Source organism: Allobosea vaviloviae (genome assembly GCF_001298265.1).
GTDB lineage: Bacteria > Pseudomonadota > Alphaproteobacteria > Rhizobiales > Beijerinckiaceae > Allobosea > Allobosea vaviloviae_B.
The window spans coordinates 398,552-412,678 of sequence record NZ_LGSZ01000048.1 but is presented as its reverse complement, the minus strand read 5'-3'; the positions used below and the strand labels follow the sequence as shown (position 1 = coordinate 412,678).

The 14,127-nt window shown below is 65.7% G+C and carries 14 protein-coding genes; 4 read left to right on the top strand and 10 right to left on the bottom strand.

Translation table 11 applies throughout. The features are described 5' to 3' along the window. The first annotated feature begins 97 nt into the window (after window positions 1-97). The gene (locus AE618_RS18145; protein ID WP_054210438.1) at window positions 98-1,000 is read left to right on the top strand and encodes a hypothetical protein; all 903 of its coding nucleotides are present in this window, start codon (window positions 98-100) and stop codon (window positions 998-1,000) included. A gap of 281 nt (window positions 1,001-1,281) precedes the next feature. Here the strand turns inward: AE618_RS18145 and AE618_RS18140 are convergent, their stop codons facing one another. From AE618_RS18140 to AE618_RS18100, 9 genes are all read right to left on the bottom strand, one after another. Continuing rightward, entirely contained in the window at window positions 1,282-2,259 is a 978-nt protein-coding gene (locus AE618_RS18140; RefSeq protein ID WP_054210437.1) for a type II secretion system F family protein, read from the bottom strand. Window positions 2,260-2,269: 10 nt separating this feature from the next. Then, complete coding sequence (locus tag AE618_RS18135) at window positions 2,270-3,247, bottom strand: type II secretion system F family protein (protein WP_054210436.1); 978 nt, start codon at window positions 3,245-3,247, stop codon at window positions 2,270-2,272. Window positions 3,248-3,274: 27 nt separating this feature from the next. Continuing rightward, complete coding sequence (locus AE618_RS18130) at window positions 3,275-4,723, bottom strand: CpaF family protein (RefSeq protein WP_054210435.1); 1,449 nt, start codon at window positions 4,721-4,723, stop codon at window positions 3,275-3,277. A gap of 94 nt (window positions 4,724-4,817) precedes the next feature. Then, window positions 4,818-6,080 carry an AAA family ATPase gene (locus AE618_RS18125; protein ID WP_054210434.1) on the bottom strand — a complete coding sequence of 421 codons (1,263 nt, stop codon included), beginning with the start codon at window positions 6,078-6,080 and terminating at the stop codon, window positions 4,818-4,820. Then, window positions 6,080-6,817, bottom strand: coding sequence for a CpaD family pilus assembly protein (locus AE618_RS18120; protein WP_082365384.1), 738 nt, complete (start codon window positions 6,815-6,817; stop codon window positions 6,080-6,082). Before AE618_RS18120 ends, AE618_RS18125 begins: the two co-directional genes overlap by 1 nt. A gap of 35 nt (window positions 6,818-6,852) precedes the next feature. Continuing rightward, a complete protein-coding gene (locus AE618_RS18115) occupies window positions 6,853-8,295 on the bottom strand; it encodes a type II and III secretion system protein family protein (protein ID WP_248310928.1) in 1,443 nt (480 codons plus the stop codon). After that, complete coding sequence (gene cpaB, locus AE618_RS18110; RefSeq protein ID WP_054210524.1) at window positions 8,292-9,074, bottom strand: Flp pilus assembly protein CpaB; 783 nt, start codon at window positions 9,072-9,074, stop codon at window positions 8,292-8,294. Before cpaB ends, AE618_RS18115 begins: the two co-directional genes overlap by 4 nt. A gap of 124 nt (window positions 9,075-9,198) precedes the next feature. Continuing rightward, on the bottom strand, window positions 9,199-9,711 hold the full coding sequence (locus AE618_RS18105; protein ID WP_054210432.1) for an A24 family peptidase: 513 nt from the start codon (window positions 9,709-9,711) through the stop codon (window positions 9,199-9,201). Window positions 9,712-9,893: 182 nt separating this feature from the next. Then, window positions 9,894-10,058, bottom strand: coding sequence for a Flp family type IVb pilin (locus tag AE618_RS18100; protein ID WP_054210431.1), 165 nt, complete (start codon window positions 10,056-10,058; stop codon window positions 9,894-9,896). 414 nt (window positions 10,059-10,472) lie between these two features. On the opposite strand from AE618_RS18100, the gene AE618_RS18095 reads away from it, so the two are divergent. The 3 genes from AE618_RS18095 to AE618_RS18085 all read left to right on the top strand — a co-directional run bounded on the left by AE618_RS18095 (window position 10,473) and on the right by AE618_RS18085 (window position 12,560). Next, window positions 10,473-10,997 (top strand): pilus assembly protein N-terminal domain-containing protein, encoded by a 525-nt coding sequence (locus AE618_RS18095; protein ID WP_248310927.1) that lies wholly within the window; start codon window positions 10,473-10,475, stop codon window positions 10,995-10,997. 310 nt (window positions 10,998-11,307) lie between these two features. Then, window positions 11,308-11,928: a TadE/TadG family type IV pilus assembly protein gene (locus AE618_RS18090; RefSeq protein WP_082365376.1), complete on the top strand. Its 621-nt coding sequence runs from the start codon at window positions 11,308-11,310 to the stop codon at window positions 11,926-11,928. Between the two features lie 8 nt (window positions 11,929-11,936). Continuing rightward, entirely contained in the window at window positions 11,937-12,560 is a 624-nt protein-coding gene (locus AE618_RS18085) for a TadE/TadG family type IV pilus assembly protein (protein WP_054210428.1), read from the top strand. Between the two features lie 21 nt (window positions 12,561-12,581). Here the strand turns inward: AE618_RS18085 and AE618_RS18080 are convergent, their stop codons facing one another. Next, entirely contained in the window at window positions 12,582-14,081 is a 1,500-nt protein-coding gene (locus AE618_RS18080) for a phosphomannomutase/phosphoglucomutase (RefSeq protein WP_054210427.1), read from the bottom strand. Window positions 14,082-14,127: the final 46 nt, after the last annotated feature.

The following is a 14,127-nucleotide window of genomic DNA, read 5'->3' as shown; positions in this document are numbered from 1 at the left end:
CGGGAGGGTGCGGCGGAAGCCGGTTAAGGATGCATTAGGGTTAACGTTTTATCACCGGGGCGACCAGATCTTCCATCGTGGCGAGGCGATGCGGCCCATGTCTTCCAGTCATCCAGAACTTTCGCCGGCACTCGCGCCAACGTCCCGCTCGCGCCGGCTGTCGCCTCATGTCCTCGGCCTGGCCGTCGGCCTCGCCGCGCTGGCACTGGCCGGTTGCCAGAGCCGTGGCGGGCTCGGTGACATCACCGGTTCGATCGGCAAGAGCGCGGCTCAGCCGCTCAGCCCGGCCGACTGGCATGCCGAGAGCGAACGCTGGGGCAAGCGCTACGACGCCAACCAGAAGGATCGCGACGCCGCCTTCTACTATGCCCGCGCGCTGCGTGCGCTCGATCAGAACGCCCAGGCGCTCGCCGTTCTCCAGAGCGCCGTGCTGACCCATTCCAACGACCGCGAAATGCTCGGCGCCTACGGCCGCTCGCTGGCCGATAACGGTCGTCTCAGGGAGGCCGACGAGGTGCTCTCGCGAGCGCATTCGCCGGAACGACCGGATTGGCGCATCCTGTCGGCGCAAGGCACCGTGGCCGACCAGCTCGGCGAGCACGCCCGGGCCCAGCAGATCTACCAGGCGGCGCTCAAGATCGCGCCGAACGAGTCGACTGTGCTCTCCAATCTCGGTCTGTCTTTGGCCCTCTCCCGGCAGTTGCCCGAGGCCGAGCGCGTGCTGCGCGAAGCCGCCGCTGCTGGCGGCAGCGATGTGCGCGTGCGCCAGAATCTCGTGCTGGTGCTCGGCCTCCAGGGCCGCTTCACGGAAGCCGAAACGCTGGCCAGGCAGGACCAGAGCCCGGCAGAGGCTGCTGCCACGGTCGCTTATCTGAAGCGTAGCGTCAGCCAGCAGAACAGCTGGGACATTCTCAAGACCGGGGCGAAGGCCAAGTCTAACACCGCACAGCCCAAGCCCGTACAGGCGAGCGCACCGGCCGCAGGCGGTCCGCAGGGCTGAGCCGTAGCGTGCGGCCCCCAAGAGCCGCCCTTTAAGAGCCGCCCCGGGCGAAGGTTACCGGGATGTCGAGCCTGAAACGCTTTTCCAGGCCGCTCAGGTCTTTCGCAGCCAGGTTAGGAGGTTCCCCTGCAAAGGAAGCCTCCCCCAGAAGGCGGTCAGGGCGATCCGCCCCTTGGCAGGATCCGAGGACCGGACGTTTTGCCTGGTCGCATGATCATCTGCGGACCGGCTGAGCCAGTCGATATTTCATTTCGCTGCGTCCTGCGCGACGGCTGGGCTGCTCACTCCAGCTTCATCACCTGGATCACGGCCGGCATCATGATGACGACGAACAGCACCGGCAGGAAGAACAGGATCATCGGCACGGTCAGCTTCGGCGGCAGCGAGGCGGCCTTCTTCTCGGCCGCCATCATACGCTGGTCGCGGCTTTCCTGAGACAGCGTCCGCAGCGCAGTCCCCAGCGGCGTGCCGTAACGCTCCGCCTGGATCAACGCGGTCGATACCGATTTGACACCTTCGAGGCCGGTGCGGGCCGCGAGGTTCTCATAGGCCTGGCGACGCTCCGACAGATAGGACAGCTCGGCCGTGCAGAGCGCGAACTCCTCGGCGAGCGGCACCGACTGGCCGCCGATCTCGGTCGAGACCTTGCGGAAGGCGTGCTCGATCGACATGCCGGATTCGACGCAGATAAGCAGCAGGTCGAGGGCGTCGGGAAAGGCCAGCCGCATCGAGGTCTGGCGCTTGCCGATCTGGTTCGACAGGAAGAGCTCCGGCGCCTTGATTCCGAGATAGGCGGCGCCCACCGTCATCCCGAGCCGGACGATCTTCGAGTAGCCGAAGTCGTTGAGCAAGAACAGATAGAACAGGGCGAAGAGGAAGAGGCCGATCGGCATCACCAGACGGAAGAACAGGAACGCCACCTCGGCCTGCTGACCGCGATAGCCGGCCATGGCGAGCTGCTTCTTGGCCGTCTCCGTTCCGAGCCAGTCGCCCAGCTTGAGCTGGTGGACGATGCGCCGCATGAACTCCTTCGGCTCCTGGCGCAGCGAGACCCGGTCGCTCTGGCGATTGAGGCGGTCGCGTTCGCGGGCGCGGATCTTTTCGCGCTCCGTGGCGACGCTCTTCATGCGCTTCTGGAGGTTCGAGCCCTCCGTCAGAGGAATGGCAATCGTCAGAACGGTCGCCGCAGCGGCGATCGCGACAAACAACGCCAGAAGGAATTGGCCGTCGACTGCTTTTTCCGCGATCAGGGAAATCATCGGCGCCGCCTCAGATGTTGAAGTTGATCATCTTGCGCATGATCAGGACGCCCATCAGCATCCAGATGGCGCAGCCGACGAGCGCGAACTTGCCTGCCTGCGTCAGCCAGAGCAGCTCGATGTAGCGAGGGCTCGTCAGATAGACCATGATCGCGACCGCCGGCGGCAGACAGGCGATGATGCCCGCCGAGGCCTTCGCTTCCATCGATACCGCCTGGATCTTGTCGCGCATCTTGCGGCGATCGCGAATGACGCGCGACAGGTTACCGAGAGTCTCCGCCAGATTGCCGCCGGTCTTCTGCTGAATCGCCAGCACGATGCCGAAGAAATTCGATTCCGGGCAGGGCATGCGCTCGTAGAGCTTGGTAACGGCGTCGGTCAGCGACAATCCAAGTGTCTGGCTCTCGATGATCAACCGGAATTCGGTTTTGACCGGGTCGACCGCCTCGGTCGCGACGATGCGCAGGCAATCGTTCAGCGGCAGGCCGGCCTTGATGCCGCGCGTGATGACGTCGATCGCGTTGGGAAATTCGTTGCCGAATTTTTTCAGCCGCCCATTGCGGCAATGTTGCAGGAACCAGGATGGCAGCCCCAGCCCACCGACGAACAGGCCCACCAGAGCGAGCACCATGCTGCCGCTCAACAGGAACAGCACGAACGCCGTGACGACCGCGATGACGGCGCTGATGATGTAGTACTTCCTGCGGTCCCAATTCAGCCCGGCCTGCAGGATGCGCTGTTCGAGCGTCAGCTTGTTGCGCGCGCTCTCGCGGTTCTCGATATCCTTCAGACTCTGCGCGATCTGGCCGCGCTTGGCACGGTTTTGCGCCTCGCGGTCGACGCCTCGGGCTGCGACCGGGCTGGCGAAGTCCTTGCGGCGCTTCTCGGCCCGGGCCTGGCCGCTCAGCATCGGATAGAACAGGGCATAGGTGACGCCGCCGGCAGCCAGCGTCGCCAGGACCACGACGGCGATGAAGCTCAGATCCATGGCTGCCGCTCCATGCGGCCGGCGCGTTTAGGCAGCATCGGCATCGGCCTCCCCGAGCTCGTCGATCGCTGCGGCGAGCCTGTTCTCCTCGCCGTAATAGCGCGCGCGCTCCCAGAAGCGCGGCCGTCCGATACCGGTCGAGCGGTGGCGTCCGATCAGCTTGCCGTGCGCGTCCTCGCCGATGATGTCGTAGTTGACGATGTCCTGCGTGATGATGACCTCGCCTTCCATGCCCATCACCTCGGTGATGTGGGTGATGCGGCGTGATCCGTCGCGCAGGCGCTGCGCCTGGATGATGACGTCGATCGAGGAGCAGATCATCTCGCGCAGTGTCTTGGAGGGCAGCGAGAAGCCGCCCATCGTGATCATTGATTCGATACGGCTGAGGCATTCGCGCGGCGTATTGGCGTGAAGCGTGCCCATCGAGCCGTCATGGCCGGTGTTCATCGCCTGCAGCAGGTCGAAGGCCTCGGGTCCACGCACCTCGCCGACGATGATCCGCTCGGGACGCATGCGCAGGCAGTTTTTGACGAGGTCGCGCATGGTGACCGCGCCGGTGCCCTCGAGATTGGGCGGGCGGGTTTCGAGGCGCACGACATGGGGCTGCTGCAGCTGCAGCTCGGCTGCGTCCTCGCAGGTGATGACGCGCTCGTCGAGGTCGATGTAGTTGGTCAGGCAGTTCAGCAGCGTCGTCTTGCCCGAACCGGTGCCGCCGGAGATGACGATGTTGCAGCGGACCCGGCCGATGATCTTCAGGATCTCGGCGCCCGCAGGCGAGATCGCGCCGAACTTGACCAGCTGGTCGAGCGTCAGCTTGTCCTTCTTGAACTTGCGGATCGTGAGCGCGGGGCCATCGATAGCCAGCGGCGGCGCGATGACATTGACGCGCGAGCCGTCGGCCAGACGCGCGTCGCAGATCGGCGAGCTTTCGTCGACGCGCCGGCCGACCTGGCTGACGATGCGCTGGCAGATGTTCATCAGCTGCGCGTTGTCGCGGAAGCGGATGTTGGTCAGCGAGATCTTGCCGCCGACTTCGATGAAGGTGCGGGTGGCGCCGTTCACCATGATGTCGGCGATATCGTCGCGGGCGAGCAGCGGCTCGAGCGGGCCGTAGCCGAGCACGTCGTTGCAGATGTCGTCGAGCAGTTCCTCCTGCTCGGCGATCGACAGCACGACGTTCTTCAGCGAGATGATCTCGTTGATGATGTCGCGGATTTCCTCGCGGGCCGACTCGCCGTCGAGCTTGGCCAGCTGCGACAGGTCGATCGCCTCGATCAGAGCACCGAAGATCATGCTCTTCATCTGGTAGTATTCGTCGGAGCGCGGCGCCTCGGCCGGAGCGGCCGGCAGCGGCGCCCGGCGCGTCTCGGCGGCCGGCGGCGGCTCGGACGGACGCACGGGAGCGGCGGCGAGGCCTGCCGTCTTCATTGCCAGAGGTGGTACGGCAGCTCCGCCGGGGGATCGCTTTCCGAACATCTCAACCCTCTTTCGCGGCCGTCGGCCGCGTAGCAGATCGGACCGCGCTCACGCGGTCCCAAACCCTGATCCTGGTCCGGAGACGCCGCATCGCTCAGGCCTTGCGTCGCAACTTGGCGACAAGCGGTTCGAACAGGCTGCGCTTGCTGCGCTTGGCCTCGCCGCGGCCGGTCAGGCTGCTGGCGATCTGGACAAAGGCTTCGGCGATCTTGCCGCCAGCCTGAACCTCGGCGATCATCTGACCATTGTTGGCGGCCGTGCCGAAGAGCTGTGCGTCGAAGGGGATCGACGTCAGAACCTCGATACCGAGCGCCTTGGCGAATTCGGCGGCGTCGATCTCGGGCCGCTTCGGCATGCCGACCTGGTTCAGCACGAGCCGCGCACCGGAATCGTTGGGCCGGTTGGCGCGGGCGAGATCGACCAGGTTCTTGGCGTTTCGCAGCGAGGCGAGTTCGGGACCGGCGACGACGACGATCTCGTCGGAGCTGATCAGGGCGCGCCTGACCCAGCCGCTCCAGACATGGGGAACGTCGAGGACCACGCAGGGCACGGTGGTCCTCAACAGGTCGAAGAGCTGTTCGAAGGCATCCTCCGGCAGGTCCAGCGTGCGATCGAGCATCGCGGGTGCCGCCAGCAAAGCAAGGTTGTCGCTGCACCGCGACAGCAGACGGTCGAGCATGTTGGCATCGAGCCGTTCCGGGGCGAACACGGCCTCGGCGACGCCTTGCGGCGGGTCCTGGTTGAAGTCGAGCCCGGCCGTGCCGTAGGCGATGTCGAGATCGACGATCACGGTCGAGGCATCGAGGTTGCGAGCGATCGCCCAGGCGACGTTGTGCGCCACGGTCGAGGCGCCCACGCCCCCCTTGGCGCCCATTACCGCGATGATCCGGCCGAGATTGCGCGCGCCGGGCGAGACGTAGAGCTCCGACAGGGTGCGCAGGACGTCGAGCGTGCCGAGCGGCGCGATCAGGTATTCGCTGACGCCGCGGCGGATCAGATCGCGATAGAGCTGGACATCGTTGACGTGGCCGATGACCACGACCTTGGTGCCGGGGTCGCAGCTCTCCGAAAGGGTGTCGAGATGGCCGACGAGCGTGGCGGGATCGGACACGGTCTCCAGGACGATGATGTTGGGCGTCGGCGCGGCCCGGAAGGCCTCGACCGCAGCGGCCGGGCCACCCATCTGGATGCGTGCATGGGCCTTGTCCATGCGCCGGTCGGCGATGGCCGCCTGCATCGTCGCGGCGACTGCCGGCGTTTCGCAGAAGGCCTGCAGCGTGATGCGCGGAAGCGGCGCGACGATGTCCTCGGCGCCAGCGTCGCCCGAGCGCGTCTCGAAATCTTGCCCCGCGCTCATCAGCGGCCTCCGACCGTCGAATTGATCTGGGGTGTCTCCTGCCGGTACTGCGTCGAAGGGTCCTTGCCCTCACGCAGCTTGCCGATGGCACCCAACCGCTTGGCCGTGTCGGCGCGGCCTTCGCTGCGCGCGCGGACGAGGTCGATGGGGTCCGCGACCTGGGCCGCCAGCGTCGCCTGGCTGGCGCAGCCGAAGTTCCAGTAGGGCTCGTTGGTCATGTCGTCCTTGATGCTGGACACGCCGGTATCGGCCGGCCATTGCCCGCAATCATGCGGCAGGCCGGCCTGCAGCGAGGCGAAGGTGAGACGGATGGGCGAGGCGAGGCCCGGATCGGCGACGGGATAGGTGCGCACCGACAGCGCCGTTCCCGGCACGCCGCCACGCGACAGCGCCGAGCGAATGCCGTTCAGCGTATCGTGGGCCGCCAACTCGCGCCGCGCGCCCGTCGGCACCTGGGCAACGAGCCCGCCCTTGCCTGAGCGGCGATACTCCCTGGCGAAATCTGCGACATCCTCCTCCTGGCGGGAGTCGAGTCCGGCGCCGGAACGCCCCACGAAGACGTCCAGCGAACGCGGCGCGTCCCGCAGGACGATCGGATGACGCTCGCGCACATCGACGGGCGCTTGCGAACTGACGAGGTCGCCCTGCTTGGCGCAGGCGCCGAGCATCGTCGCCGCAGCCAGGAGAAGGCCGAGGCTGGCGTGGTTGAACTTGGTCTTCTGCGATCGAGCCATCATGGTCTCGCCATCCCTTCCGCGTGCAACGGCAGCCATCAGTCGGCGATGAAGCCGACACGGCCCTTGTAGGCTTGCGGCAGCGGCCCGCCGCTGGTTCCGTAGATCTTGTTCAGGCGCCCGAGCAGGATGGCCTGCGCGTCATGGGCATCGACGAAGCCGTCATCGGGCCGCTGGACCTGGTTGGGCTCGATCGGCTTGGCGATGTAGGGCGTCGCCGTGATCATCAGCTCGGTCTCCTCGCGCTGGTAGTCGCGCGAGCGAAAGAGCACGCCGATGATCGGCAGGTTCATCAGGCCGGGAAAGCCGTTGAGCGAGGATTTGGAGACGCGCTGGATCAGGCCTGCCGTCGCCAGCGTGCCACCCGAGGGCAGCTCGACCGTGGTGTCGGACTTGCGCACCCGGAAGGCCGGCGCATTGACGACCTGCTGGCTGCTGTTGCGCGTGTCGCTGAGGCGGAGCTGATTCTCGAAGTCGAGTTCCGTCACCTCGGTGGCGATGCGCATGCTGATCTTGTTGTCCGACAGCACGATCGGCGTGAAGTTCAGCGCGACGCCGATCGGGCGGTAGGCGATGCCGAGCGTGCACAGGCCGGTGCCGTCGCAGGAGTATCCGCTCGGAACCGGGACCTCGCCGCCAGCGGTGAACTTCGCGCTTTCGCCCGAGATCGCCGTGACCGTCGGCTCGGCCAGGACGCGGGAAAGACCGGCACGCTCCAGGGCCCGCAGCGTGAAGTTCGACGAGTTGCCGATACCGGCCGTGACCGCGGTGGCGGCGAGCGCCTGCGGCTGCAACGGCAGCGGATTGTCGAGGGTCGGCAGTACCGAGAAATTGCCGAGCTTCCACTCGCCGGTCGAATTGATGCCGAGCTGCTTGATCGCCTTGCGCGAGACCTCGGAGACTACGACCTTGACCATGACCTGGTCGCGGCCGCGGATCGTCAGCGAGTTGATGACGGCGCCCTTGCTGGAGGTGAACAGGCCGCCCGTCACGCCGACGAAGGCGTTGGCGATATCCACGGCCTGAGTCGCCTCGGAGGCGTTGGCGACGTTGCCGATGAGCAGGATCGAGTTGCCGGCGGGCTTGATCTCGATTTGTGCCTTGGGCATGGCCGTGCGCAGCGTCTGGCGCAGCACGTTGAGGTCGCGCCCCACCTCGATTTCGAGTGCGGTGATCTGGCGGCCCTCACCGTCGATGACGAACATCGAGGTCTGACCATCGGCGATGCCGATGATGAAGAGTTTCCGAGCGGACCGGACGACCGCATTGGCGACCTTCGGGTTGGCGACGAAAACCTCCTTGGCGTCGCGCGGCAGCTCGACGATCAGCGAGCGGCCGATCGAGAGATCGAGCTTGCGGGCGATGGCATGCTCGCTCGTGCCGACGTTCAGGACCGGGGCCGGGGCATTGGTCTGTGCCGGTGCCGGGCCGGTCAGGGCCAAGGCGAGAATGGCGGAGAGGACGATACGTTCCCGGCTCACTGGCTCGTGCTCCTCAATGTGACGCCATATTTGACGATTGTCAGGGCCCCTTCGGAGGCGGTGCCGGGCGTCGTAGCCTGGCCGGCATCCTTGAGGCTGCGCAGCGACAGCGTCAGGGTTCCCATCTTCTGCGCACGAAAGAGCGACTCGGCCTGGCCGGGATCGACTTCCAGCGTCGCGGTCTCGCCGACGACCACCTTCTCGCCGTTGCGCTCCTGGACATTCTGGCCGATCGCGAGCACCCGCATGTTCCGCAGGATGGTCTCGCTGAGGAAGGCCTCGCCCTCGCCTTCGACGGCCGGGCCCTTCATGGTCACGATGACGTCGACGCGGTCGTTGGGCAGGATGAAGCCGCCGGCCGTGTTGGCGCCGCGGCTGTCGGTCGAGATCGCCACGGCGCGCATGCCCGATGGCAGCACCGCCGACAGGAAGCCCGTTCCATCGGTCTTGATCAGCTTCTCGCGGCGGATCGGCTCGGCGGCGAGCATGCCGTAGCGGGCGACCTGGCCGGTCAACTCCTGCTCGGCCTGCGGCGCCTCGTCCTTGCGCACGACTCCCGAGGGCACGCTGGCGAGCGGCCAATCGAGCCAGCGCAAATCGGCGGCGGCGACGACGTTACCGACAGGGATGTCGGCGGCGGCGACCAGGACGGGTACCGTCGGGGCTGCTTCGATCCGTGCGGCGGGCGCCGGGGCCTGCGATGGCTTGCTGATCAGCATGGCTGCGCCGATGCCGGCGACCAGCGCGACCAGGAGAATGATGATGCGGGCGGGACTCATTGCGACTGACCCTCGGCCAAACCCATTTGGCTCTCGTCGAGGATCGTGCCGCTGAAGTCGTCAACTTATGGTTAATCGGACGTATCTTTTTTTCACGTCCGCGGGTTCCGCAGCTGCAGCGGGTTCAAACGCCAATGGCGGCGCGCCAGATGCTCGTGCTGGGCAGCACCAGCAGGGCCGCGAAGGCCAGTGCGATGCCGTAGGGCACGCCCTCCTTCGGTGAATGCAGCCGGCGCGCCCAGGACCAGCCGCTCGCGACCTCCGGCAACGGGCCGGAGCGGAGCTTGAGCATGGCGAAGGTCAGCACGCCGCCGCCCAACGCCGCGACCATGAGATAAGGCATCAGCTGGTCGAAACCGAACCAGAGCGCGGTGACCGCGGCAAGCTTGGCGTCGCCGCCCCCGATCCAGCCCGCGGCGAACATGCCGAAGCAGACGACGAGCACGAGGCCGCCGGCTGCCAGATGCCAGCCGAGTTCGACCCAGCCGAGCCCGAGCATGGCGGCGCAGACCGCGAAGGTGACCATCAGGACGAGGCAGAGCCGGTTCGAGATCGTCATCGAGACGAGATCGCTGGCCGCCGCATAGGCCATGGCGGCGGGGAAGACGAAGAGCAGGGCAATGAGCGGGAGCGACATGGACGTCCCCTTCGGGAGCGGTGACAGTGGAGGAGGCAGTTTTGCCGCAGGCGCCTCACCAAACCCTTACTGCGTTCGACGAGTCAGGGGCGGCGTCGGTCGCCTCGAATCAAAACGCCCCGGACGAGCCGGGGCGTTCAGGCTTGCGGTGGCGGGGGCTTCTTTGCCCCGCCCGCTGGATCTTACTGCAGGCCGGTGTTGATCGCGGTGAACTTGGCCGACAGGCTGGTGCCGATGTTCGTCCAGACGGTGATGCAGACGACGGCGATCAGGGCCGCGATCAGGCCGTACTCGATGGCGGTGGCGCCGGACTCATCCTTGACGAAGCGAGCGAAAACGTTGGTCATGTGAAACTCCTCTTGAACCACGGTTTGACAGCTGCCTGTGCTCTGAAGCGGCTTCGGTCAGCGACAAATGGACATTACCGCGCCCACCTTGCCGATCGGTTAAACCGAAAGAAGAATTCGGCCCGCTGGCGTAACATCGTTTCGATGGTTAACGCTGGATTTACGTGATAAATTAAAACATACATCTCTGCGTGGAAAATTGAATACAAGTTGATATCAATATAAGCGGCGCTGTAATTGGCTCGAACGCTGCGAATTCATATGCGCGGCGCATCTCGCCACCGTAGTTTGGCTAATACCTCTCCCTTGGTCACCCCTCGCCAGTCCCGATCAAACCCATCGGCACGATTGGATTAGGGTTTGATTCATCATTTTGCGCTTTGCTGTCGCTGTCGGAAATCTTGAGGCACCGCCATGTCCACTCTTTCGGTCGCAGCACGGGTTGCCCGCCGACGCTCGTTTTGGGCGGAGTACGCGCTTGCCGTGACGGCATGCGGGATGATCCTGGCTGCCGGCGCGGCTCCGGCGGGCGCTGCTCCCCCGACGACCAAGATCGAAAGCGTCGTCGTCTTGGTCGATCACGCCAAGGTCGTGAGGCTGCCCGAGAAGGCGCAGACCGTCATCATCGGAAACCCGGCCATCGCGGACGTCGCCATCCAGAAGAACGGGATCATGGTCGTCACCGGCAAGAGCTTCGGCGTCACCAACCTGATCGCGCTCGATGCCAGCGGCACGCTGCTGGCGGAGTCCCTCGTGCGCGTGGGCGCGGATTCCAATTCCGTCTTGACGGTGCAGCGCGGCCTCGAGCGGGAAAGCTATTCCTGCACGCCGGAGTGTCAGCCCTCGGTACAGCTGGGCGACGCTCCCAAATATTTCGGTGAGGTCGGCTCGCAGGCAACGACCCGCAACGGCAACGCACTGGGCGCGATCAAGCGCTGAGGCACGTGCCGCGCCTTTCGCTGCGCAATTCCGGCTCCCGCACTGCACGGCCGCACGCTGCTGCGCCAGATTGCCTTGGAGCCCCGCTCCAGGCGCCTCGGGTCGCGTCCCATGGGCGAGGTTCGACAGGGTAAACGATCCGTTAACGACGGTTCGGCCCGGCCGAGAACGGCCCTAACGGATCAGAAATTCTTTGCCGCTATGAATATCGCCGTGATCGGGCGACGCCGTGTCCGATCACGGCCAGCGAAAGCCGGCTCGACGGCCCCGCGGCGAGGATCTGCGAAGCGACAACCGGACGCCAGCGCGCATGACATCTTCTCCGATTGCAATCGACACAGATTTGACGGTCGCCGCAAAGCCCGCTCCCCCGAGGCGGCTGCGACTGCTCACCCGCTTCCGGCGCTCGCAGAACGGCGCGACCGCGGTCGAATTCGGCTTCATCGCCTTTCCGTTCCTCATTCTGCTGGCCGCGATCATGGAAACGGCCCTGATGTTCTGGACCAGCCAGGTTCTCGAAGAGGCGGTGTCGCAGACCTCGCGCAGACTGCTCACCGGCGAGTCGCAAACCCGCTACACGGGCAACGGCGCGCAAAATACCGTCAAGTTCCGCGAGGATGTCTGCGCTGCGGCGACCAGCATGGTGGACTGTTCCAAACTTGTGATCGACGTCAGGACGTACTCCTCCTTCGCCGGTGCCAAGACCGGCGTGGACGGCAGCAATCCGATCAGCGCCGGCGGCCTCAACACGACAGGCTTTGGCTATAACCAGCCGCAGCCCAGCCAGATCGTGGTCGTCCGTGCCGTGCTCGAATACCAGCTGTACTTCACCACCTGGAGCCAGAGCCTGGTCAATATCGGCTCCGGCCGCCGCGGCATCGTCGCCTCTGCGACGTTCCGGACCGAACCCTTCAACGCGCCCGCGACATGAGGTTCCCAATGACGCGCGCCTTTTCCCCAAGCCGCAACCGGGCCGCACTGCGGCGTCTGGCCCGCCGGTTCGGCTCCAACCGTCGCGGCGTTGCGGCGGTCGAGTTCGCCATGATCATGCCGGCGATGCTGGCGATCTATTTCGGCATCGTCGAAACCGGCCAGGCGATCATGATCGACCGCAAGGTCACGCAGCTGACCCGCTCGCTGGTCGATCTGACGGCGCAGGCCAGCACGATCTCCAACACCGAGATGAGCAACATCTTCGACGCGGCACAGACCGTTATGATGCCGTTCACGAGCGTGGCGCCGAAGATGTCGGTCCACCACATCGTCATCGACAGCGCCGGCGTCGCCAAGGTCTGCTGGAGCGAGCAGCGCAATTCGACCAAGCTGGCGCGCGGGACGACCGTCACCATCCCCGCCGATGTGCGCCTGCCCAACACGTCGATCATGATGGCGCAGACCAGTTACGACTTCACCCCCGTCGTCGGCTGGATCATCAAGGGCGGCGCGATCACCATCGGCGGCTCGCCGATCTATATGCGCCCGCGCCTCGGCAAGGCCGGCGGCTCGGCCAGCATCGAGCAGGTCGAGCGCGCCGGCGTCGCGATGTGCCCCGGGTTCAGCTGAGCCTCAGGACGGACGCTACCCTCAGATCGTCTGGTTGTAGGCGCCGACTTCCGGGTTCTGGCGCAGCAGGCCGTCGATGGCGGCGAACATCTCGCGCATGCGCGCTTCCGAGACAGGGCTCTCGCAGACCACGACCAGTTCCGGCTTGTTCGAGGACGCCCTGACCAGGCCCCAGGTGCCATCGCTGTTGACGACGCGCACGCCGTTCACGGTGATGACGTCGCGGATCGGCTGACCGGCGATGCTGCCGCCCGCGGCCCGCAGCGCCTCGATCGCCCCAGTGAAGCGCTCGCTGACCTGATACTTGATTTCGTCGGCGCATTTGGCCGCCATCGTCGGCGTGCCCCAGGTCTTCGGCACGGCAGCATAGAGTTCGGCCATCGACTTGCCCGGATTGCGGTCGAGCATGTCGATGATCGCGATGGCGGTGACGACGCCGTCGTCATAGCCGCGGCCGACCGGCGCGTTGAAGAAGAAGTGGCCCGACTTCTCGAAACCGGCGAGCGCATTCAGGTCCCGCACCCGGCGCTTGATGTAGGAATGCCCGGTCTTCCAGTAGTCGGTCCTGACGCCGAGCGCCTGGAGTTCGGGATCGGTGTCGAACAGGCCGGTCGATTTCACGTCGACGACGAACTGCGCGCCCGGATGCAGCTTGCCGAGGTCGCGCGCCAGCATCACCCCGATCTTGTCGGCGAAGATCTCCTCGCCATGGTTGTCGACGACGCCGCAGCGGTCGCCATCGCCGTCGAAGCCGAGCGCGATGTCGGCGCCATGCTCCTTCACGGCATCCGCCATGGCGTGGAGCATCTTCATGTCTTCGGGATTGGGATTGTAGCGCGGGAAGGTGTGGTCGAGCTCGGCATCCATCGGGATGACCTCGCAGCCGAGCGCCTCAAGAATCTGCGGTGCGAATGCGCCGGCCGTGCCGTTGCCGCAAGCGGCGATGACCTTGAGCTTGCGCTTGATCTTCGGCCGGTCGGTCAGGTCCTTGATGTAGACCGCCGGGAAATCGGGCACGAAGACATAGGAGCCGCCGCCGACGAGGTCGAAATCGCCGGTGAGCACGATCTCCTTGAGCGCACTCATTTCCTCCGGACCGAAGGTGACGGGACGCGCGGCGCCCATCTTGATCCCTGTCCAGCCATTGTCGTTATGCGAAGCGGTGACCATCGCGACGCAGGGCACGTCCAGCGCGAACTGGGCGAAATAGGCCATCGGCGACATGGCAAGCCCGATATCGTGGACCTTGCAGCCGGCCGCCATCAGCCCGGTGACCAGCGCCATCTTGATCGAGGAGGAATAGCCGCGGAAATCATGGCCGGTGACGATCTCCGGCGTGATGCCCATGCGGCGGATCAGCGTGCCCAGCCCCATGCCCACGGCCTGGACGCCCATCAGGTTCAATTCCTCGCCGAAGAACCAGCGCGCATCGTATTCCCGAAAACCGGTCGGCTTCACCATCGGCAGGGATTCATAGGCGAAGGTGTTGGGAAACAGCTCGGGCAGCGGCTTGGGAAACATCGGGTCATCCATGGCGGGAGCTTGGCAGGCTGTGGCGCTGCAGCAT

What these genes read in the sequence shown, in the direction of transcription:
- AE618_RS18090 (WP_082365376.1), top strand. Translation starts at nt 11,308, where the DNA reads ATGACATCTTCTCCGATTGCAATCGACACAGATTTGACGGTCGCCGCA.
- cpaB (WP_054210524.1), bottom strand. Translation starts at nt 9,074, where the DNA reads ATGAGTCCCGCCCGCATCATCATTCTCCTGGTCGCGCTGGTCGCCGGC.
- AE618_RS18080 (WP_054210427.1), bottom strand. Translation starts at nt 14,081, where the DNA reads ATGTTTCCCAAGCCGCTGCCCGAGCTGTTTCCCAACACCTTCGCCTAT.
- AE618_RS18120 (WP_082365384.1), bottom strand. Translation starts at nt 6,817, where the DNA reads ATGATGGCTCGATCGCAGAAGACCAAGTTCAACCACGCCAGCCTCGGC.
- AE618_RS18125 (WP_054210434.1), bottom strand. Translation starts at nt 6,080, where the DNA reads ATGAGCGCGGGGCAAGATTTCGAGACGCGCTCGGGCGACGCTGGCGCC.
- AE618_RS18130 (WP_054210435.1), bottom strand. Translation starts at nt 4,723, where the DNA reads ATGTTCGGAAAGCGATCCCCCGGCGGAGCTGCCGTACCACCTCTGGCA.
- AE618_RS18085 (WP_054210428.1), top strand. Translation starts at nt 11,937, where the DNA reads ATGACGCGCGCCTTTTCCCCAAGCCGCAACCGGGCCGCACTGCGGCGT.
- AE618_RS18100 (WP_054210431.1), bottom strand. Translation starts at nt 10,058, where the DNA reads ATGACCAACGTTTTCGCTCGCTTCGTCAAGGATGAGTCCGGCGCCACC.
- AE618_RS18145 (WP_054210438.1), top strand. Translation starts at nt 98, where the DNA reads ATGTCTTCCAGTCATCCAGAACTTTCGCCGGCACTCGCGCCAACGTCC.
- AE618_RS18095 (WP_248310927.1), top strand. Translation starts at nt 10,473, where the DNA reads ATGTCCACTCTTTCGGTCGCAGCACGGGTTGCCCGCCGACGCTCGTTT.
- AE618_RS18105 (WP_054210432.1), bottom strand. Translation starts at nt 9,711, where the DNA reads ATGTCGCTCCCGCTCATTGCCCTGCTCTTCGTCTTCCCCGCCGCCATG.
- AE618_RS18135 (WP_054210436.1), bottom strand. Translation starts at nt 3,247, where the DNA reads ATGGATCTGAGCTTCATCGCCGTCGTGGTCCTGGCGACGCTGGCTGCC.
- AE618_RS18140 (WP_054210437.1), bottom strand. Translation starts at nt 2,259, where the DNA reads ATGATTTCCCTGATCGCGGAAAAAGCAGTCGACGGCCAATTCCTTCTG.